General features: G+C 71.8%; 18 protein-coding genes. 4 read left to right on the top strand and 14 right to left on the bottom strand.

Annotated features, from left to right (window positions below):
* Window positions 1-16 precede the first annotated feature (16 nt).
* From infB to rimP, 4 genes are all read right to left on the bottom strand, one after another.
* On the bottom strand, window positions 17-3,139 hold the full coding sequence (gene infB, locus OG289_RS36045; RefSeq protein ID WP_327318216.1) for a translation initiation factor IF-2: 3,123 nt from the start codon (window positions 3,137-3,139) through the stop codon (window positions 17-19).
* Window positions 3,140-3,286: 147 nt separating this feature from the next.
* Window positions 3,287-3,583, bottom strand: a complete 297-nt coding sequence (locus OG289_RS36040) for a YlxR family protein (RefSeq protein WP_327318215.1) — start codon at window positions 3,581-3,583, stop codon at window positions 3,287-3,289.
* 112 nt (window positions 3,584-3,695) lie between these two features.
* On the bottom strand, window positions 3,696-4,682 hold the full coding sequence (gene nusA, locus OG289_RS36035; protein ID WP_327318214.1) for a transcription termination factor NusA: 987 nt from the start codon (window positions 4,680-4,682) through the stop codon (window positions 3,696-3,698).
* 2 nt (window positions 4,683-4,684) lie between these two features.
* Window positions 4,685-5,197 carry a ribosome maturation factor RimP gene (gene rimP / locus OG289_RS36030; protein WP_327318213.1) on the bottom strand — a complete coding sequence of 171 codons (513 nt, stop codon included), beginning with the start codon at window positions 5,195-5,197 and terminating at the stop codon, window positions 4,685-4,687.
* Between the two features lie 227 nt (window positions 5,198-5,424).
* Between rimP and OG289_RS36025 the strand changes: the two genes are divergently transcribed.
* Genes OG289_RS36025 through OG289_RS36015 form a run of 3 tightly spaced genes read left to right on the top strand, consistent with a single transcriptional unit; the run spans window position 5,425 to window position 7,411 of the window.
* Window positions 5,425-6,009 carry a hypothetical protein gene (locus OG289_RS36025; RefSeq protein WP_327318212.1) on the top strand — a complete coding sequence of 195 codons (585 nt, stop codon included), beginning with the start codon at window positions 5,425-5,427 and terminating at the stop codon, window positions 6,007-6,009.
* Window positions 6,006-6,488 (top strand): ferritin-like domain-containing protein, encoded by a 483-nt coding sequence (locus tag OG289_RS36020; protein WP_327318211.1) that lies wholly within the window; start codon window positions 6,006-6,008, stop codon window positions 6,486-6,488. Before OG289_RS36025 ends, OG289_RS36020 begins: the two co-directional genes overlap by 4 nt.
* Window positions 6,489-6,514: 26 nt before the next feature.
* Window positions 6,515-7,411: an aminoglycoside phosphotransferase family protein gene (locus OG289_RS36015; RefSeq protein WP_327318210.1), complete on the top strand. Its 897-nt coding sequence runs from the start codon at window positions 6,515-6,517 to the stop codon at window positions 7,409-7,411.
* An 81-nt stretch (window positions 7,412-7,492) separates the two neighbouring features.
* On the opposite strand, the gene OG289_RS36010 is transcribed toward OG289_RS36015, so the two are convergent.
* The 4 genes from OG289_RS36010 to OG289_RS35995 are packed head-to-tail and all read right to left on the bottom strand — an operon-like array spanning window position 7,493 to window position 10,524.
* Window positions 7,493-7,693: a ferredoxin gene (locus tag OG289_RS36010; protein ID WP_327318209.1), complete on the bottom strand. Its 201-nt coding sequence runs from the start codon at window positions 7,691-7,693 to the stop codon at window positions 7,493-7,495.
* 1 nt (window position 7,694) lies between these two features.
* Window positions 7,695-8,915 (bottom strand): NADH-ubiquinone oxidoreductase-F iron-sulfur binding region domain-containing protein, encoded by a 1,221-nt coding sequence (locus OG289_RS36005; protein WP_327318208.1) that lies wholly within the window; start codon window positions 8,913-8,915, stop codon window positions 7,695-7,697.
* Complete coding sequence (locus OG289_RS36000) at window positions 8,912-9,493, bottom strand: ferric reductase-like transmembrane domain-containing protein (RefSeq protein WP_327318207.1); 582 nt, start codon at window positions 9,491-9,493, stop codon at window positions 8,912-8,914. The genes OG289_RS36005 and OG289_RS36000 overlap by 4 nt, the downstream gene beginning before the upstream one ends.
* A complete protein-coding gene (locus tag OG289_RS35995; RefSeq protein WP_327318206.1) occupies window positions 9,490-10,524 on the bottom strand; it encodes an FAD:protein FMN transferase in 1,035 nt (344 codons plus the stop codon). The genes OG289_RS36000 and OG289_RS35995 overlap by 4 nt, the downstream gene beginning before the upstream one ends.
* A 24-nt stretch (window positions 10,525-10,548) precedes the next feature.
* Here OG289_RS35995 and OG289_RS35990 point away from each other — a divergent pair, with 24 nt between their 5' ends.
* Window positions 10,549-10,974 carry a hypothetical protein gene (locus OG289_RS35990; protein ID WP_327318205.1) on the top strand — a complete coding sequence of 142 codons (426 nt, stop codon included), beginning with the start codon at window positions 10,549-10,551 and terminating at the stop codon, window positions 10,972-10,974.
* Between the two features lie 45 nt (window positions 10,975-11,019).
* Here the strand turns inward: OG289_RS35990 and OG289_RS35985 are convergent, their stop codons facing one another.
* From OG289_RS35985 to dxr, 6 genes are all read right to left on the bottom strand, one after another.
* Window positions 11,020-12,723 (bottom strand): proline--tRNA ligase, encoded by a 1,704-nt coding sequence (locus OG289_RS35985; RefSeq protein WP_327318204.1) that lies wholly within the window; start codon window positions 12,721-12,723, stop codon window positions 11,020-11,022.
* Window positions 12,724-12,796: 73 nt separating this feature from the next.
* Entirely contained in the window at window positions 12,797-13,339 is a 543-nt protein-coding gene (locus tag OG289_RS35980; protein ID WP_327318203.1) for a GNAT family N-acetyltransferase, read from the bottom strand.
* Between the two features lie 20 nt (window positions 13,340-13,359).
* Window positions 13,360-14,208, bottom strand: a complete 849-nt coding sequence (locus OG289_RS35975) for a GNAT family N-acetyltransferase (protein ID WP_327318202.1) — start codon at window positions 14,206-14,208, stop codon at window positions 13,360-13,362.
* Window positions 14,209-14,744: 536 nt separating this feature from the next.
* Window positions 14,745-15,902, bottom strand: a complete 1,158-nt coding sequence (gene ispG / locus OG289_RS35970; RefSeq protein ID WP_327318201.1) for a flavodoxin-dependent (E)-4-hydroxy-3-methylbut-2-enyl-diphosphate synthase — start codon at window positions 15,900-15,902, stop codon at window positions 14,745-14,747.
* Between the two features lie 216 nt (window positions 15,903-16,118).
* Entirely contained in the window at window positions 16,119-17,423 is a 1,305-nt protein-coding gene (locus OG289_RS35965; RefSeq protein WP_327318200.1) for a M50 family metallopeptidase, read from the bottom strand.
* Window positions 17,420-18,694: a 1-deoxy-D-xylulose-5-phosphate reductoisomerase gene (gene dxr / locus OG289_RS35960; RefSeq protein WP_327318199.1), complete on the bottom strand. Its 1,275-nt coding sequence runs from the start codon at window positions 18,692-18,694 to the stop codon at window positions 17,420-17,422. The genes OG289_RS35965 and dxr overlap by 4 nt, the downstream gene beginning before the upstream one ends.
* Between the last annotated feature and the right edge of the window lie 69 nt (window positions 18,695-18,763).

The following is an 18,763-nucleotide window of genomic DNA, read 5'->3' as shown; positions in this document are numbered from 1 at the left end:
TACGAACCATGGGTGCTTACACCCGCGGCTTCTCCCGCATCTCGTACGTCGCGATGACGTCGTCGATCTTGATGTCGTTGAAGTTGCCGAGGTTGATACCGCCCTCGAACCCTTCGCGGATCTCGGTGACGTCGTCCTTGAAGCGGCGCAGACCCTCGATGTTGAGGTTCTCCGCGACCACCTTGCCGTCGCGGATGAGGCGTGCCTTGGTGTTGCGCTTGACCTCGCCCGAGCGGATGAGGACACCGGCGATGTTGCCCAGCTTGGACGACTTGAAGACCTCGCGGATCTCCGCCGTACCGAGCTCGAACTCCTCGTACTCCGGCTTCAGCATGCCCTTCAGGGCCGCCTCGATCTCCTCGATCGCCTGGTAGATGACCGAGTAGTACCGGACGTCCACGCCCTCGCGCTCGGCCATCTGCGCCGCGCGGCCTGCCGCACGGACGTTGAAGCCGATCACGATGGCGTCCGAGCCCATCGCCAGGTCGATGTCGGACTCCGTGACCGCACCGACGCCGCGGTGCAGGACGCGGATGTCGACCTCTTCGCCGACGTCCAGCTGGAGCAGGGAGGACTCGAGGGCCTCCACCGAACCGGAAGCGTCACCCTTGATGATCAGGTTCAGCTGCTGGACCTCGCCGGCCTTCAGGGCGGCGTCCAGGTTCTCCAGGGAGAACCTGCGCGTGCGCTTGGCGAAGGCGGCGTTGCGCTCGCGGGCCGCACGCTTCTCGGCGATCTGGCGGGCGGTGCGGTCCTCGTCGACGACGAGGAAGTTGTCGCCCGCACCCGGGACGTTGGTCAGGCCCAGGACCTGGACCGGCGTCGACGGGCCGGCCTCGGCGACGTTGTTGCCGTTGTCGTCGAGCATGGCGCGCACTCGGCCGTAGGCGTCGCCCACGACCATCGTGTCGCCGACCCGCAGCGTGCCTCGCTGGACGAGGACCGTCGCCACGGCACCGCGGCCGCGGTCGAGACGGGACTCGATCGAGATGCCCTGCGCGTCCTGGCTCGGGTTGGCCCGAAGGTCGAGCGAGGCGTCGGCCGTGAGGATCACGGCCTCCAGCAGCGAGTCGATGTTCAGACCCTGCTTGGCGGAGATGTCGACGAACATCGTGTCGCCGCCGTACTCCTCGGCCACCAGACCGAACTCGGTCAGCTGACCGCGCACCTTGGTCGGGTCGGCACCCTCGACGTCGATCTTGTTGACCGCGACGACGATCGGGACGTCGGCCGCCTTGGCGTGGTTGAGCGCCTCGACCGTCTGCGGCATGACGCCGTCGTTGGCCGCGACGACCAGGATCGCGATGTCGGTCGACTTCGCACCACGGGCACGCATGGCGGTGAACGCCTCGTGACCCGGGGTGTCGATGAAGGTGATCTTGCGCTCTTCTTCGTTGACCTCGGTCGCGACCTGGTAGGCACCGATGTGCTGGGTGATGCCGCCGGCCTCGCCCGCGATGACGTTCGTCTTGCGGATGGCGTCGAGCAGTCGGGTCTTACCGTGGTCGACGTGACCCATGACGGTGACGACCGGCGGACGGACCACCAGGTCCTCGTCGTCGCCCTCGTCCTCGCCGAACTCGATGTCGAAGGACTCGAGCAGCTCGCGGTCCTCCTCCTCGGGGCTGACGATCTGAACCTGGTAGTTCATCTCGCCCGCGAGGAGCTGCAGCGTCTCGTCGGAGACGGACTGCGTGGCCGTGACCATCTCGCCGAGGTTCATCATGACCGCGACGAGCGACGCCGGGTTGGCGTTGATCTTCTCGGCGAAGTCGGTGAGGGACGCACCGCGCGACAGGCGAATGGTCTCGCCGTTGCCGCGAGGCAGCATCACGCCGCCGACCGACGGGGCCTGCATGGCCTCGTACTCCTGGCGCCTCTGACGCTTCGACTTGCGACCGCGACGCGCGGGACCGCCGGGACGACCGAAGGCGCCCTGCGTGCCACCACGGCCACCGGGACCGCCGGGACGACCGCCGAAGCCGGGACGGCCACCGCCGCCACCGAAGCCGCCGCCACCGCCGGGGCCACCGCCACCGGGACGACCGGCGAAACCGCCGCCGCCACCGGGACGGGCGCCGCCGCCGGGACCGGCCGGACGACCTGCGAAGCCGCCGCCACCGGGACGACCGCCGCCGCCGGGACGACCGGCACCGCCGCCGCCACCCGGACCGCGGCCACCGGGGCCACCGCCGGGACGCGGACCGGCAGCCGGACGCTGCGGCATCATGCCGGGGTTGGGACGCGGGCCGCCGGGACGGGGACCGCCGGGGCCTGCGCCCTGCGGGCGGGGCATGCCGCCCGGAGACGGACGGGCACCGCCCGGAGACTGCGGACGAGGACCGCCGCCCTGGCCACCGGGGCCCTGCGGACGGGGACCGGCGCCGGGAGCGCCACCGGGACCGCCGGGACGCGGAGCGCCCTGCGGACGGGGCGCCTGCGGGCGCGCCATACCGGCGTTGCCACCGGAGGTGAAGGGGTTGTTGCCCGGACGCGGACCCGACGGACGGGCACCGCCCGGACGCGGGGCGCCGGCGCCACCGGGGCGCTGGCCCTGCGCTGCGGCCGGACGCTGACCACGGTCACCGCGGTCACCACGGTCGCCGCGGTCCTGCTGACCGGGCGCGGGACGGCCACCGGGACGGGGCGCGCCCGGGCGCGGAGCCTGGGAGGCCGGACGCGGACCGGACTGCGCCGGGCCGGACTGTGCGGGGGCGGCCGGGGCAGCCGGCGGAGCGGTGAACTCCGGGGCGGCCGGGGCCGGACGCGGCGCGGGCTTGGGACCCGGACGCGGGCCGGGAGCAGCCTGCGCGGGGGCCGACGAGGCGGCCGGGGCCACCGGGGCGGCCGGAGCCGCGGGCGTCTGGGCCGCGGGAGGCTTGGGGGCGGCCGGCCGCGGAGCAGCCGGACCCGGACGGGCCGCCTGCGCCGGAGAGGGCGCCGCGGGCCTGGGGGCAGCCTTGCGCGGGGCGGGCTTGCCGCCGCCCTGGAAGGCGTCAGTCAGTTTGCGGACAACGGGCGCTTCGATGGTCGAAGACGCCGAACGGACGAATTCACCGAGTTCCTGGAGCTTGGCCATGACGACCTTGCTCTCCACCCCGAACTCCTTGGCGAGTTCGTATACCCGGACCTTAGCCACTTCGCTCCTTTTAGGTCCGGGTGTGTCCGGACCGTCGCTACTTCATGGGCGTACTCATCGCGTGCTCATCGAGTGCTCATCGCAATCTCGACCTACTTCCAACTCGCGGGGTACCAGAGCCGCACGGGGGTTCCGTACGACGCCTTCTTACGGTGTTGCCTGCTCGGCAACGGTCGTCTGCTCGACGTACTGGCGCAACACCTTTGTGTCGAGCGCTCCCGGGGCTCGCAACGCCCTCGTGAACGCCCGGCGGCGTACCGCCTGGTCGAGACAGACCGGGGCGGGATGCAGATACGCACCCCGGCCGGGCAGCGTACCGCGAGGATCGGGGACGCATGCGTCCTTGATCGCCACGATGCGCAGCAGCTCCGTCTTGGCCGCCCGCTCCCGGCACCCCACACAGGTGCGCTCAGGGCATGCTCCGGCGTGCGTCCGGCCAGACACTGTTAAGTCTACCTCCCCGCGGCGACCTCACCCCTTTGGGCCAGGATTCGAACAGTTGCCGCGTTACATCTGTCGTGATCTGAGCCTCCGCAGGCCGAGATCTATTCCCCCGCTACTCGGCGGGCTGTTCGGTGTCCGGACGGATGTCGATCCGCCAACCGGTCAGACGGGCGGCGAGCCGGGCGTTCTGCCCTTCCTTGCCGATCGCCAGGGACAGCTGGTAGTCCGGCACCGTCACGCGCGCGGAGCGGGCCGCGAGGTCGACGACCTCGACCTTGGAGACCCGGGCCGGGGACAGCGCGTTCGCCACCATCTCGGCCGGGTCGTCCGACCAGTCGACGATGTCGATCTTCTCACCGTTCAGCTCGCCCATGACGTTGCGGACCCGGCCGCCCATGGGGCCGATGCAGGCGCCCTTGGCGTTCAGACCCGAACGGGTGGACCTGACGGCGATCTTCGTGCGGTGACCGGCCTCACGTGCGATGGCGGCGATCTCGACGGAACCGTCGGCGATCTCCGGCACCTCCAGCGCGAAGAGCTTCTTCACCAGATTGGGGTGTGTCCGCGAGAGCGTCACGGACGGACCGCGCACGCCCTTCGCCACCCGGACGACGTACGACCGCAGCCGCAGGCCGTGCGGGTACGTTTCGCCCGGGACCTGCTCCTGCACCGGCAGGATGGCCTCCAGCTTGCCGATGTCCACCAGCACGTTCTTCGGGTCGCGGCCCTGCTGGACCACACCGGTGACGATGTCGCCCTCACGGCCGGCGTACTCACCGAGCGTCGCGTCGTCCTCGGCGTCGCGCAGGCGCTGCAGGATCACCTGCTTGGCCGTGGTGGCGGCGATACGGCCGAAGTCGGACGGGGTGTCGTCGAACGTGCGGGGCTCCTGCCCCTCCTCGAGGTCCTCGGGGTCCTCCTTCGCCCACACGGTCACATGTCCGGTCTCCCGGTTGAGCTCCACGCGCGCGTGACGGCGGCTTCCCTCGGTGCGGTGGTAGGCGATGAGGAGGGCCGACTCGATCGCCTCGACCAGCAGGTCGAAGGAGATCTCCTTCTCCCGTACCAAGCCCCGCAGGGCACTCATGTCGATGTCCACGGCTACGCCTCCTCTTCCTTCTCGTTCTCGTCGTGCTTGTCCTTGCGGTTGAACTCGACCTGCACGCGTGCCTTGTCGATGTCGCCGAAGACGAGTCTGCGGGCGGTGGCCTTGCGGCCCTTCACGCCCGGCACCTCGACGTCGAGCCCCTCGTCGTCGACCTTCAGGATCCGGGCGACCAGCTCGCCGCCCCCGGTCAGCTGGAACCGCACCAGCCGGTCGACGGCGCGCACGTAGTGCCGGTGCTCGGTGAGGGCGCGCTCCGCGCCCGGGGTGCCGACCTCGAGGGTGTACTCGCCCTCGCCCATCGCGTCCGTCTCGTCGAGCTTCGCCGAGAGCGCGCGGCTCACATCGGCGATCTGGTCCAGGTCCGCCCCGGTGTCGGAGTCGACGACGACGCTCAGCACCCGCTTGCGTCCGACGGAGTCCACGGCGATCTCTTCGAGATCCAGTCCCTGGGAGGCGACGAGCGGTTCCAGGAGCTCTCGCAGCCTCTCGCTCTGGGTGGTGCTCATCCGGGTGACTCCTCGGCCGCGTGTGCTGTTGTGGGATGGGGCGCGTGTCTGGTCAAAGGGTATCCGGTCGCAGGGTGTGTTGCCGTCCACCTGTGCACGGAGGGTGGCCGAACGTGCGGCGAAACGGTGCCGCTGAGTGATGGCGGACGGGTGCGCGGGTACGGTGATCACGGGCCTGCCGCCCTTCTTGGTGTTTCTTTCGTACGAGTTCCCCGAGGACGTCTGCCGTGCCGTTCCCCCTCCCCTCGCGCGCCCCGTCGGGGCCGCGCAGAAGATCCCTGCTCGCGTCGGCCGCGGGGACCGCGCTGCTCGTGGGCTGCTCGTCCGGCGCCGAGGAGAGCGAGGAGGGCGAGGGGAGCGCGAGCGGCAGCCCGTCGGTCACCGAGCGGGTACGCGCGCGTGCGGCCCAGGAGAGCAACGGGCTGGTGGGGCGGTACGACGCCGTTCTCGCCGTCCATCCGACGCTGGCGGCGCGGCTGGCACCGCTGCGGGCGGAGGTCGTACGGCACGCGGAGGCGTTCGGCGGCGTGCGGAAAGCGTCCGCGTCCCCCACCGCCTCCCCCGCCTCGCCCACCGCCTCGCCCGCCGCCTCCGCCTCGGCTCCGGCGGCCTCGGCCGCTCCGTCCGCCGCGCCCGCCGCGCCCGTGACAGAGAAGGACGCCCTCGCCGGGCTGGCCGCCGCCGAGCGGGCGCTCGCCGACCGCAGGGCCACGGAACTGCTGGACGTCCCCGGCGAGCTGGCCCGGCTGCTGGCCTCGGTGGCGGCGGCCGGCGCTGCGCACGCCTATCTGCTGACGGAGGGGACCCGATGAGCGAGACGACGAGCGCGGAGCTGACGGCACTCCAGGCGGTGCTGGCCGCCGAGCATGCCGCGGTGTACGGGTACGGGGTCGTCGGCGGGCGCATCGGTGAGGAACGGCGCACCGAGGCACGGGCGGCGTACGACGCGCACCGGGCGCGCCGGGACGCGCTGGTGCGCGACGTGCGTGGCCTGGGCGCCGAGCCGGTCGCCGCGAGCGCCGGCTACGCGCTGCCGTTCGCGGTGCCGGACTCCGCGGCGGCGGTCCGGCTCGCCGTCCAGCTGGAGGAACGCGTGGCCGGGGTGTACTCCGACCTGGTGCGGGCGGCCGTCGGGGCACGGCGCCGGAATGCCGCGGCGGCGCTGCGGGAGGCGGCGGTCCGTGCGGTGCGCTGGCGCGGCGGGAGCGTAGCCTTCCCTGGTCTCGCGGAGCGGACCGGTACGGATCCGGCCACGGCCGCGGCAGGACCTTCGGGAACACCGGCCGCTTGACCGGAAAGAAAGGAAACGGCTCGCGCATGGCTTTCGAACCGCCGCAGCGTCTGGTCAGGGCGCTCGGCGAGACGGCACCGGACGGTGACGGCTGGTTGGAGAAGCTGCCGGAGGCGGCCCAACAGGCCGTCGCTCTACGCGAGTTGACCGTTGACCGGGTACAGGTGCCGGGCGGCCGGAGCAGCCTGGTCGTGCTCGTGCGGCGTGCGGACGGGACACCGGCCGTACTGAAGCTGGCCCCGCCCCGGTTCCGGCCCGAGGCCGAGCGGGCCGCGCTGGCGCACTGGGACGGCCTGGGCGCCGTCCAGCTGCTGGAGGGGCCGGAGACGGCCGGGGTGCTGCTGCTCGAACGACTGCATCCCGATGTGTCGGTACGGTCGCTGGCGGAGGCGAAGGCGCTGCTGGAGGCGGCGGGGACGCTGCGACGCCTGTGGGTGGAGCCGCCGGCCGGACAGGTCTTCGAGACGGTGGCCGAGCGGACCGGCCGGCAGGCCGAGGCGATGCGGGGGACTGCCGTCGGCCCCGAGGTGGGTGTGCTGGTGGACGCGGCTCTCTCCGCCCGGGAGGAGTTGGTGGGGGCGGCGCCCGAGGTGCGGTTGCTGCACGGGACGTTTCGGCAGAGCAAGGTTCTGGCGGCCGAACGGACGCCGTGGCTGGCCGTGGGGCCGGATCCGGTGGTCGGTGAGTGCGCGTTCGATCTGGCTCGGCTGGTGCGGGACCGGGTGGAGGATCTGATCGCCTCGCCTTCGGGGGCGGCGACCACTCGGCGGCGGGTTCGGAAGCTGGCCGAGTCGTTGGACCTGGATCCTGAGCGGGTGCGGGGGTGGACGCTCTTTCGGGCTGTGGAGTCGGGTGTTCGGGCGCTGCGGGTGGGGCGGCCTCGGGATGCCGAGTTGTTGCTGGAGTTCGCCGGGTGGCTTTGAGGGGTGTTTTCGACCGCGGCTGTGTGGTGGCCGGTCGTGCCCGCGCGGCGGAGCCGCATGTCGATACGGGCCCGCGCCCCTTCAGGACCCCGTTACTTTCAGAGCCAGGACCGGACAGTCGGCCGCTGCTCTTCGGGCTCGTTTCACCGTGCGGGATGGGACCGGAGTGCCGTTGACGAGGGGGTAGCCCCACTCGTCCAGGGTGATGTGTTCCGGTAGGAGTTCCGCGCACAGGCCGTGGCCCCGGCAGGACGTCCAGTCGATGTCGATGTGCTGGTCCATGTCAGTTCCGGTCCTCCGGGACGGGCAGCAGGGGTGTGTGGTCGGTGGCCGTGCAGCGGCCGTGGGCGTGGGCGTCGATCTCGGCCGCGAAGGTCGTCAGCGCGCTGCGGACCAGGCGGACCGTGCCGTCGGGGTGGTGGCAGGCGCCTCGGCCCTCGACCAGGCCCGACCAGCGGGCGAGGTCGGCGCGCACGGTGCCTTGGGGGCCGGGGGTGGCGAGGGTGCGGAAGGCGGTGGCGATGCGGGGCAGGCCGTTGAGGCAGGGGCCGCACTGGCCTGCCGACTGCAGGGCGAGGTAGCGCAGGACGCGGGCGGTCTCCGCGACGCCGCAGCGGTCGACGGGGAGCGCGGCGAGGACTCCCGCACCCAAGTAACTTGTGTCGAGAGTGAGTTGGACGGCCTCCGGGGCGGGGATCCAGGTGCCGTGGTAGCCGCCGACGAGGACCGCCTGAGCGCCCTCCAGGGGCAGCAGCCGGCCGATGGGCAGGCCGTAGGGAGCCTCCACGACCCGGGGTTCGCGGCCCGGCACGTGGACCGTGCACAGGACGCTGCCGGGCTGGGTCGGGGTGCCGGCCGTGCGGTACCAGTCGGCTCCGTAGCGGGCGACCAGCGCGAGGTGGGCCAGGGTCTCGACGTTCTGCACGAGGGTCGGGGCCCGGTGCACTCCGCGTTCGCGGACCGGCGGGCGCTGGTGGGCGGGCAGGGCCGCGCCGCCGGAGACGTACCGGGCGAGGGCGGAGGCCTGGCCGGCCAGGAACGACTTCGGCAGGCGGACGACCTTGACGGGCAGCGGGTCCGTTGTGCGCCGGGCGAGGGCGGACTCCAGCCAGGTCGCGCCGTCCTCCACGGCGAGGTACGCCTCCCCCGCGCCGACCATGTGGGCCGCCAACTGCAGTCCGTCCAGGACGAGATGGGGCGACAGCCGCAGCAGAGTCCTGTCCTTGCGGCTGGCCGGTTCGCCTTCGGCGCCGTTGGCCACGACCACGGGTGCGCGGCCGGTGCGCCGGCCGGCCTCGGCGACGCAGACGAGCTTGCGGTACGTCGGGAAGCCGGCTCCGCCGCGCCCGGTGAGGCCGGACTCGGCGACCGTACGGAGCACGCTCTCGGGATCGCCGGGGGTCAGGGGGCCGTAGCGCTGGTGGTGGGTGGCGAGGTCGGCGGGGGTGGCGCCGGGGGCGAGGAGGCGTGGCGGCATGTAGAGGTCCGGGAAGGTCGCGGTCATGGTCGGGTTCCTTCGGCGGTGCGCAGGAGGGCTACGGGGGTGTGGCGGGCGGCGTGGGCGGCGCGGGCGAGGCGGGCGGCGAAGGCGGCGACCACCGTGGCCACGCAGGCGACGGTCAGCCAGGTCATCCAGTCGGCGCCGGTGTCCGTGCCGATGCCGATGCCGTGGAGGAGGGCGACCGGCCAGGAGGCGTACGCCAGCCAGTGCACGGCCCGCCAGGTGCGGTGACCGAGGCGTTCCCGCAGGAGGCTGGTGACCAGGACGGCGAGCATCAGGTCCAGGGCGACCGTGCCGAGGCCCAGCCAGAGCGGCTGGTAGTCGGAGGCGAAGGGGACGACGACGTCCACGACCGTGATGTCCACGTAGCTGTCCACGATCGCCGTCGTGATGTGCAGGGCCAGGAAGGCGGTTGCGGAGAGGGAGAGCGTGCGGTGCAGGCTCATCGTGCCGAAACGGGGCAGTCCGGGGATGCGAGTCCTCAGGCGGACGGCGATACCGAGGAGGACGACGACCGTGAAGAGGACGAGGCAGACGGCGCCCGTGGCCCGGTTGGCGTACCAGAGGGTTTCGGACGTCATGCGGCTGCCCCCCGGTGGGCGGTGCGGTCGGCCTGAAGGGCCTCGTCCTCGATCTCCTCCAGAGGGGGTACCCCCGGACGGGCCGAGGCGGTTGGCCAGCCCGGCGTTGTGACGACCAAACCGTTCTGCGCGACCAGGCGGGCCGGCAGTCCCCTGCGCGTCAGCCAGCGCTCCGCGCCCGCGCCCTTCACCAGGGCCGCGGTGCTCGCCGCGTTGGCGTCGGCGCAGGTCGCGGCGGCGACGGAGACCGTGCGCCACGGGGAGCGGACCGGCAGGCCCGTGCGCGGGTCGACGATGTGGTGCAGGTCGTGGCCGCCGCGCCGCCAGCGGCGGGCGGTCGTACCGGACGTGGCCAGGCCTCCGCCGCGCATGCCGACGGTGTCGTACGGGCCCTGAGCGGGCGTCTCGTCCACGGGACCGGTGATGTCCTGGACCCGGATCTGCCAGCCGCCCGCCGGGGGCTCCCCCGCGACGGCCGTGTCGCCGCCCAGGCTCACCAGGACCCCGCAGCCGGCCGCCCCGGCGAGCGTCTTCGCCGCGCGGTCGGCGGCCCAGGCCTTGGCGGTGGCGCCCAGGTCGAGGCGGACGCCCTCGGGGACGGTGACCGTGCCGGTCGCACGGTCGAGGCGCACGGTGCGCCAGCCGGGGGTGCGCCGGACCGTGAGCCGGACCGGACGGTCGTCCTCGCGGACGAGGGTGAAGTCACGGTCGTAGCCGATCGCGTCCATCGCGGAGCCGACGGTCGGGTCCACGGCTCCGTCGGTGGACTCGGCCGCGCGCAGGGCGATGTCGAGGGCCTCGGCGAGCAGCGGGCTGACCCGGACCGGTCGGCCCGCGGTGCCGTCGAGGGCGGCCAGTTCGGAGTCGGCGCGGAAGCGGCTGCAAGCCGCGTCGACCTCGGCGAGGTGCCGGGCGAGGAGCAGGTTGCAGGACTCCAGCAGGGCCGGGTCGGTGACGACCACGCGGACGGTGGTGCCGAGGGCCCGCCACTCCGCGGCGGCCGTGGTGCGGGACGTGAGAGAGGTGCTCATCACGACGCCCCCGAGGTGGAGTCGGTGGACCCGCCCGAGGAGGAGGTGAGACCGCCGTCGGAGCCGGTGGAGTTGTCCGAGGAGGACGAGCTGTCCGAGCCGGTCGAGCTGTCCGAGCCGGTCGAGTCGTCCGAGGACGAGTTGCTCGACGAGGAGTCGTCCGACTGCGTGCTGCTCGACGAGGTGTCCGTGCTGCTGCTCGTACTGGAACTCGTGCCGCTGCCGCTCGCCGTCGAGCTCGCGTCCGCCTGCATGGTGCCGATCAGGGCGAACACTCCCGCCGCCCCGGCCAGCGTGACGGCCGCCGCGAAGGCCGCCGTCCGCCGCGCACCTCTACGGACCGCAGCCGCGGCCCCCCGTTCCTCTTCCCTGGTCGCCATGATCGTTCCCCTCCGCAGTGACGTTCTGTCACGCACTACGGTCGGGGAACGGTCTGAGAGAAGTCTGTGAGGCGGCCATACGCCTCCACAGAACTCTCTGAGACGTTTCTTTAGATCACGCCGTCAGACGGGCGATCGCCTCGTCCACCGTGAGCTCCTCGCGCTCGCCGGTCCTGCGGTCCTTCAGCTCCAGGACGCCCTCGGCGGAGCGGCGGCCCGCCACCAGGATCTTCGGTACGCCCATCAGCTCGGAGTCGGTGAACTTCACGCCCGGGGAGACGCCGGCCCGGTCGTCGACCAGGACGCGCAGGCCGGCCGCGCGCAGCTTCTCGGAGACGTCGAGCGCCAGCTCGGTCTGCAGGGCCTTGCCGGCGGCGACGACGTGCACGTCTGCCGGGGCGACCTCGGCGGGCCAGCACAGGCCCTTGTCGTCGGCGGTCTGCTCGGCGAGGGCGGCGACCGCGCGGGAGACGCCGATGCCGTAGGAGCCCATGGTCACGCGGACCGGCTTGCCGTTCTGGCCGAGGACGTCGAGCTTGAGGGCGTCGGCGTACTTGCGGCCGAGCTGGAAGATGTGGCCGATCTCGATGGCGCGGTCCAGCTTGAGGCCGGTGCCGCAGTTCGGGCAGGGGTCGCCTTCCTGGACGACCACGACGTCGACGTACTCGCCGACCTCGAAGTCCCGGCCCGCGACGACGTTCTTCGCGTGCGTGTGCTGCTTGTTGGCGCCGGTGATCCAGGCGGTGCCGGGGGCCACGCGCGGGTCGGCGATGTACGTGACCTTCTCACCCAGGCCCTGTGGGCCGACGTAGCCGCGGACCAGGTCCGGGCGGCCGACGAAGTCCTCGGCGGTGACCAGTTCGACGGTGGCCGGGGCGAAGTGCGCCTCGACCTTGCCGAGGTCGACCTCGCGGTCGCCGGGGACGCCGACGGCGACGATCTCGCCGTCCACCTTCACCAGCAGGTTCTTCAGGGTGGCGGAGGCCGGGACGCCGAGGGAGGTGGCGAGGGTCTCGATGGTGGGGGTGTCGGGGGTCGGGATCTCCTCGAGCGCGGCGACGCCTTCGGCGTCCACCGGCTTCAGCTCGTACGTGATCGCCTCGGTGTTCGCCGCGAAGTCGCAGTTCGGGCAGTCCGCGAAGGTGTCCTCGCCGGCCCCGGCCGGTGCGAGGAACTCCTCCGACTTGGAGCCGCCCATCGCGCCCGCGGTCGCCGCGCAGATGCGGTAGTCGAGGCCGAGGCGCTCGAACACCTTCTGGTACGCCTGGCGGTGCAGGGCATAGGACTGGGCGAGCCCCTCGTCCTCGGTGTCGAAGGAGTAGGAGTCCTTCATGAGGAACTCGCGGCCGCGCAGGATGCCGGCCCGCGGGCGGGCCTCGTCACGGAACTTCGTCTGGATCTGGTAGAGGATGACCGGCAGGTCCTTGTAGGAGGACGCCTGGTCCTTCACGATCAGCGTGAAGATCTCCTCGTGGGTGGGGCCGAGGAGGTAGTCGCCGCCCTTGCGGTCCTGGAGGCGGAACAGCTCCGGGCCGTACTCGTCCCAGCGGCCGGTCGCCTCGTAGGGCTCGCGCGGCAGCAGGGCGGGGAGGCTGACCTCCTGGGCGCCGATCGCGTCCATCTCCTCGCGGACGATCCGCTCCACGTTGGCGAGGACCTTCTTGCCGAGCGGCAGCCAGGACCAGATGCCGGCGGCGGTGCGACGGACGTAGCCGGCGCGGACGAGGAGCTTGTGGCTCAGGACCTCGGCGTCCGCGGGGTCGTCGCGCAGCGTCTTCGCCATCAACTGGGACATGCGCTGGACAGGTGCGTTCGCCATGGTTTTCGTACTCCTGCCGGGTAAGGGTGATGGCTAGGAGGTTAGCCGGGAGCGTGGCGGGGCCGGAAATCCGCTAGGCCAGGCCCTGGGGCCGAAGGAGCGGAAGCGGGGCGCCCATCACCGCGTACGGGCGGGGGGCGCTGGGGAAGAGGACGCTGCGGGCGAGGTCCCGGTAGCCCAGGGAGCGGTAGAGGGCACGGGCGGGGCTCTCCGTGTCGATCGCGGAGAGGATCGAGCGGGGTTCGGCCGCGGTGTCGGTGATCGTGGTGATCAGGGTCCGGCCCGCGCCGCGGTTCTGGTAGGCGGGGTGGACGTGGAGCTCCGTGATCACGAAGGAGTCGTCCAGCCAGTGCTCGTTGCCCTGGGCACGGAGGTAGGGCTGTACGACGGTGGACCACCAGTGGGTGCGGTCGTTGGGCATGCCGTAGACGAAGCCGACGAGTCTGTCTCCGGCGCTCGCGCCGAAGGCTCTCGCACCGGGGTTCGCCATGTGGCGCAGGACGATCTGACGGCGGACGGCCACCTCGTCGGGGCCGAGTCCGAAGGCGATCGCTTGGACGGCCAGTGCCTCGTCCACATGGGCGGGAAGGTCCAAGGGGCCGATGACGAGGTCCATGGCGGGAGCCTACAGGGGCGTCAAAAGAGCACGCTCGTGAAGGCGCCGACCTCCTGGAAACCCACCCTGCGGTAGGTGCGCCTCGCCGGTGTGTTGAAGTCGTTCACGTAGAGGCTGACGACCGGGGCGACGTCCGCCAGGGCGTAGCGCAGGACCGCTGCCATGCCGGGGGCCGCCAGGCCCTGTCCTCGGTACTCGGGGGCCACCCACACGCCCTGGATCTGGCAGGCGTGGGACGTCGCGGCGCCGATCTCCGCCTTGAAGGCGACCCTGCCACGGTCGTCGAGGCGGGCGAACGAGCGGCCGGAGCCCACGAGTTCGGCCACGCGGGCCTGGTAGAGCAGGCCGCCGTCGCCGGCCATCGGGGAGATGCCGACCTCCTCGGTGAACATCGCCACACACGCCGGCATGATCGTTTCCATCTCGTCCTTGCGGATGCGGCGGACGTAGGGATCGGGAGCGATGTCGGTGGGCATGCGGTCGGTGACCATGAGGGGCTGACGGGTGCGGACCTCTCGGGCCGGGCCCCAGTGGGGCTCGAGGAGGCGCCACAGCTGGGTCGTCGGCTCGGTGGGACCGACGATCGAGGAGCAGCGGCGGCCTGCCCGGCGGGCGCGGTCGGCGAAGGCCCGCACCGCGCGCGGGGTGGCGCAGATCGGGACCAGGTTGGCGCCTGCGTAGCACAGGGACGTCAGCATGCCGTCCTCGTACCAGCCCCACATCTCGCCGCCGAGCCGCCACGGGTCCAGGCCCGCGACCTGCACACGGGACGTCACGAAGGCGTTGGCGACCGGCTCGCGGTCGAGGACGGCGAGCGCGGCGTCCAGGTCGCTCGGTTCGAGGACCCGGGAGGTGGTCTGGGTCAACACGCGCGGGGCCTCACACTCAGGTCTGCTGGTCCCCGCACTGTACCTGCGGAAGCTTTGCCGCGCCGCCCTGTGTTCGGCTGGCGTTCGTCTGCCGTGACCGTCGGCTGTCGTACCGTCCCCCGGGGGCTGCCGCCCCCAGACCCCCGCTGTCGGCCCTGAAGGGGCCTCGTCCTCAAGCGCCGGACGGGCTGGATCTTGCGGACCGACCCCACAGAGCCCACCCCTCGGACGCCCGGAGGCCCGGGACGGCCGCCCCTCGCCGTTGAACACCGGACGGACCGAACACACCTGACCGACACCGAGAAACCCGCCCCCTCGGACGGCTGAAGGCCCGAGACGGCTGGACCTCGGCCCCGAACACCGGACGGACCGAACGCACCTGACCGACACCGAGAAACCCGCCCCCTCGGACGGCTGAAGGCCCGAGACGGCTGGACCTCGGCCCCGAACACCGGACGGGCCGAACGCACCTGACCGGGGCTGAGAAGGCCGCCCGGGCCGGGCGGGGTTGGCCCATCGGCGCTTCTGAGGCGGCGTCAGCCCGCGACCGACACCGTCGGCTCGCCCGATGCCGTGCCGTTCGCCTCCATCTGTTCGGCGATCTTCATGGCCTCTTCGATGAGGGTCTCGACGATCTTGGACTCGGGGACGGTCTTGATGACCTCGCCCTTGACGAAGATCTGGCCCTTGCCGTTGCCGGAGGCGACGCCCAGGTCGGCTTCGCGGGCCTCGCCGGGGCCGTTCACGACACAGCCCATGACCGCGACGCGCAACGGGACCTCCATGCCCTCCAGGCCCGCCGTGACCTCTTCGGCCAGCTTGTACACGTCGACCTGGGCGCGGCCGCAGGACGGGCAGGAAACGATCTCCAGGCCACGCTGCCTGAGGTTCAGGGACTCCAGGATCTGGTTGCCGACCTTGACCTCCTCCACCGGGGGCGCGGAGAGGGAGACGCGGATCGTGTCGCCGATGCCCTGGGACAGCAGCGCGCCGAAGGCCACCGCCGACTTGATCGTGCCCTGGAAGGCGGGGCCCGCCTCCGTGACGCCCAGGTGCAGCGGGTAGTCGCACTGGGCGGCGAGCTGACGGTAGGCCTCGACCATGATCACCGGGTCGTTGTGCTTGACGGAGATCTTGATGTCCCGGAAGTCGTGCTCCTCGAAGAGGGACGCCTCCCACAGCGCCGACTCCGCCAGGGCCTCCGGGGTCGCCCTGCCGTACTTCTGGAGCAGGCGGCGGTCCAGGGAGCCGGCGTTGACACCGATGCGGATCGGGGTGCCGTGGTCCTTCGCGGCCCGGGCGATCTCCTTGACCTTGTCGTCGAACTGCTTGATGTTGCCGGGGTTCACCCGGACCGCCGCACAGCCCGCCTCGATCGCCGCGAACACGTACTTCGGCTGGAAGTGGATGTCCGCGATCACCGGGATCTGCGACTTGCGGGCGATCGTCGACAGGGCGTCGGCGTCGTCCTGCGTGGGACAGGCGACACGCACGATCTGGCAGCCGGACGCGGTGAGCTCGGCGATCTGCTGGAGGGTGGCGCCGATGTCCGACGTACGGGTCGTCGTCATCGACTGCACCGACACAGGGGCGTCTCCGCCCACCGCCACGGAGCCGACCTGGATCTGCCGGCTCTTGCGGCGCTCGGCGAGCTTGGTCGGAACGGACGGCATGCCGAGAGAAATCGCAGTCATCTGCTGTGCAACCCCAAGTCGTGGATCAAGGCCCAGGTCCCGTCTGAGGCGGGTTCCAGGCTTCGAGATTACGGCACCGACCCAGGCGCCAGCACTCCCCCACCCTCGAAACACCCGGCCGGGGGTACCCCCACCGGCCGTCGAACCCACTCGACGCAAGACGGCCCGGAACGGATCGTCCCGGGCCGCCGCGAACTGCGTGTGACGAGGAGATGGCTAGGAGATCCGCACCGGGTTCACCACGTCCGCGATGAGGACCAGCACGGTGAAGCAGATGAAGATGCCCGCCACCACGTAGGCCACCGGCATCAGCTTCGCCACGTCGAACGGGCCCGGGTCGGGGCGGCGCAGGACCTTGGCCGTGTTGCGGCGCAGCGACTCCCACACGGCGCCCGCGATGTGCCCGCCGTCCAGGGGAAGCAGCGGGAGCATGTTGAAGAGGAACAGGGAGAGGTTGAAGCCAGCGACCAGCATCACGGCCATGGCCAGCTGCTGCGAGGCCGGGATGTCCAGGGTGAAGATCTCGCCGCCGACGCGGGCCGCGCCGACCACGCCCATGGGCGAGTCGGGCTCACGGGGCGCGCCGTCGAAGGCCGCGTTCCACAGGGCCGGGATCTTGCCGGGCAGGGCGGCGATGGAGTCCACGGCCTCGCCGACCCGGTCGGTCATCCAGGACACGGAGTCGCCGAAGTCCTGCTTGACGACGCCGGTGGCCGCGCTGAAGCCGAGGAAACCGGCCTTGATGTACTCGCCCTGGACGTAGGTGCCGTCGGAGTCCTTCTTGGCGACCTGGTTGGTGGCGATGGTCGCGTGCAGGGTCAGTTCCTGGCCCTTGCGGTCGACGACGATGGCCACCTGTTTGCCCGCGCTGACGCGGATCAGGTCGGAGAGGGTGTTCCAGTCGTCCGTCTTCTCGCCGGCGAAGGAGACGATCTTGTCGCCGGGCTTCATGCCCGCGGCGGCGGCCGGGGAGGCGGGGTCGGTCGACTTGCACTCGTCGCGGTTCTCGCTCTGCGCGATGACGCAGGGGGAGACCGAGCTGACCGTGTTGGTCTGCTGCGAGATGCCGAAGCCCATCAGGACGGTGAGGAACAGCCCGATCGCGAGCACCAGGTTCATGAAGGGGCCCGCGAACATCACGATGACCCGTTTCCACGGCTTGCGCGTGTAGAACATGCGGGTCTCGTCGCCCGGCTGGAGTTCCTCGTAGGCGGCCGAGCGGGCGTCCTCGATCATGCCGCGCCAGGGCGAGGTGGAGCGGGCCGTGATCCGGCCGTCCTCACCCGGCGGGAACATGCCGATCATGCGGATGTAGCCGCCGAGCGGGATGGCCTTGATGCCGTACTCGGTGTCGCCCTTCTTCCGCGAGAAGACGGTCGGGCCGAAGCCGACCATGTACTGCGGCACGCGGATGCCGAAGAGCTTGGCCGTGGACAGGTGCCCCAGCTCGTGCCAGGCGATCGAGAACAGCAGGCCGACCACGAAGACGACTATGCCGAGGATCATCATCAGGGCTGTCATGCACGCGCCTCCGCGGTAGCCGTCAGTTCCTGGACCCGGGCCCGTGCCCAGGTCTCCGCTTCGAGGACGTCCGACACCGTGAGTGAAGTTCCCGTCACCGGCGTGTCGTGTTCCGCCACGACCTTGGTGATGGTCTCCATGATCCCGTTGAACGGGAGCGCGCCCTTGCGGAACGCCTCCACGCACTCCTCGTTTGCGGCATTGAACACCGCCGGGGCGGTGCCCGCGAGCTCGCCCACGTGCCGGGCGAGGTTCACCGAGGGGAAGGCCTCGTTGTCGAGCGGGAAGAACTCCCACGTCGACGCCGTGCTCCAGTCGAAGGCGGGCGCCGCGTCCGGGACGCGCCCGGGCCAGCCGAGGCCGATGGCGATGGGCCCGCGCATGTCGGGGGGCGTCGCCTGGGCCAGTGTCGATCCGTCCGTGAACTCAACCATCGAGTGGACATACGACTGCGGGTGCACGACCACCTCAATCCGCGAGAAGGGAATGTCGTAGAGGAGGTGCGCCTCGATGACCTCCAGGCCCTTGTTGACCAGGGTCGCGGAGTTGATCGTGATGACCGGGCCCATGGACCAGGTGGGGTGGGCGAGGGCGTCCTCGACCGTGACGTTCGCCAGCTGCTCCTTCGTACGGCCGCGGAAGGGGCCGCCGGAGGCGGTGACGACCAGCTTGCGGACGTCCGCGCGGGTGCCGGCGGCCAGGGCCTGGAAGAGGGCCGCGTGCTCGGAGTCCACCGGAATGATCTGCCCGGGCTCGGCGAGCGCCTTGACCAGCGGGCCGCCGACGATGAGCGACTCCTTGTTGGCGAGCGCGAGGGTGCGGCCCGCCTCCAGGGCGGCGAGGGTCGGGGCCAGGCCGATGGAGCCGGTGATGCCGTTCAGCACGGTGTGGCAGTCGGAGGCGGCGAGCCGGGTGGCCGCGTCCGGGCCGGCCAGGATCTCGGGGAGCGGCTCCCCCGTCCCGTACTCGGCGGCGAGCGCCTCGCGCAGCGCGGGGACGACGTCCTCGCGGGCGACCGCGACGGTCCGCACCCGCAGCCGGCGGGCCTGCTCGGCGAGCAGGGCGACCCGGCCGCCGTTGGCGGACAGGCCGGTCACCCGGAAGCGGTCCGGGTTGCGCAGCACGAGGTCGATGGCCTGGGTGCCGATCGAACCGGTGGAGCCGAGGATCACCACGTCCTTGGGGTCGTCGCCCGCGACCGGGTCGTAGACGAGGTGCGGGTCGGCGAGGGCACGGGCCGGAAGCCCTCGGGGGGCTGGACTGTCGCTCATCCCCCCATTGTTGCCGCTCCGGCTGGGTGGCAGGACAGGGCGCCCCCTCCTCGTCCCTCTCACGAGGGG

This window comes from Streptomyces sp. NBC_01235, assembly GCF_035989285.1.
In the GTDB taxonomy this organism is placed as follows: domain Bacteria; phylum Actinomycetota; class Actinomycetes; order Streptomycetales; family Streptomycetaceae; genus Streptomyces.
The sequence above is the reverse complement of the archived record's forward strand: the minus strand, read 5'-3'. Positions and strand labels throughout refer to the sequence as shown.

Excerpts from the sequence above, each read along its gene's own strand:
- OG289_RS36000 (WP_327318207.1), bottom strand. The coding sequence starts at position 9,493 with ATGACGTCCGAAACCCTCTGGTACGCCAACCGGGCCACGGGCGCCGTC.
- OG289_RS36010 (WP_327318209.1), bottom strand. The coding sequence starts at position 7,693 with ATGGACCAGCACATCGACATCGACTGGACGTCCTGCCGGGGCCACGGC.
- rimP (WP_327318213.1), bottom strand. The coding sequence starts at position 5,197 with ATGAGCACCACCCAGAGCGAGAGGCTGCGAGAGCTCCTGGAACCGCTC.
- dxr (WP_327318199.1), bottom strand. The coding sequence starts at position 18,694 with ATGAGCGACAGTCCAGCCCCCCGAGGGCTTCCGGCCCGTGCCCTCGCC.
- OG289_RS35965 (WP_327318200.1), bottom strand. The coding sequence starts at position 17,423 with ATGACAGCCCTGATGATGATCCTCGGCATAGTCGTCTTCGTGGTCGGC.
- OG289_RS35995 (WP_327318206.1), bottom strand. The coding sequence starts at position 10,524 with ATGAGCACCTCTCTCACGTCCCGCACCACGGCCGCCGCGGAGTGGCGG.
- ispG (WP_327318201.1), bottom strand. The coding sequence starts at position 15,902 with ATGACTGCGATTTCTCTCGGCATGCCGTCCGTTCCGACCAAGCTCGCC.
- OG289_RS35980 (WP_327318203.1), bottom strand. The coding sequence starts at position 13,339 with ATGGACCTCGTCATCGGCCCCTTGGACCTTCCCGCCCATGTGGACGAG.
- OG289_RS36005 (WP_327318208.1), bottom strand. The coding sequence starts at position 8,915 with ATGACCGCGACCTTCCCGGACCTCTACATGCCGCCACGCCTCCTCGCC.
- OG289_RS36015 (WP_327318210.1), top strand. The coding sequence starts at position 6,515 with ATGGCTTTCGAACCGCCGCAGCGTCTGGTCAGGGCGCTCGGCGAGACG.
- OG289_RS35985 (WP_327318204.1), bottom strand. The coding sequence starts at position 12,723 with ATGGCGAACGCACCTGTCCAGCGCATGTCCCAGTTGATGGCGAAGACG.
- OG289_RS36020 (WP_327318211.1), top strand. The coding sequence starts at position 6,006 with ATGAGCGAGACGACGAGCGCGGAGCTGACGGCACTCCAGGCGGTGCTG.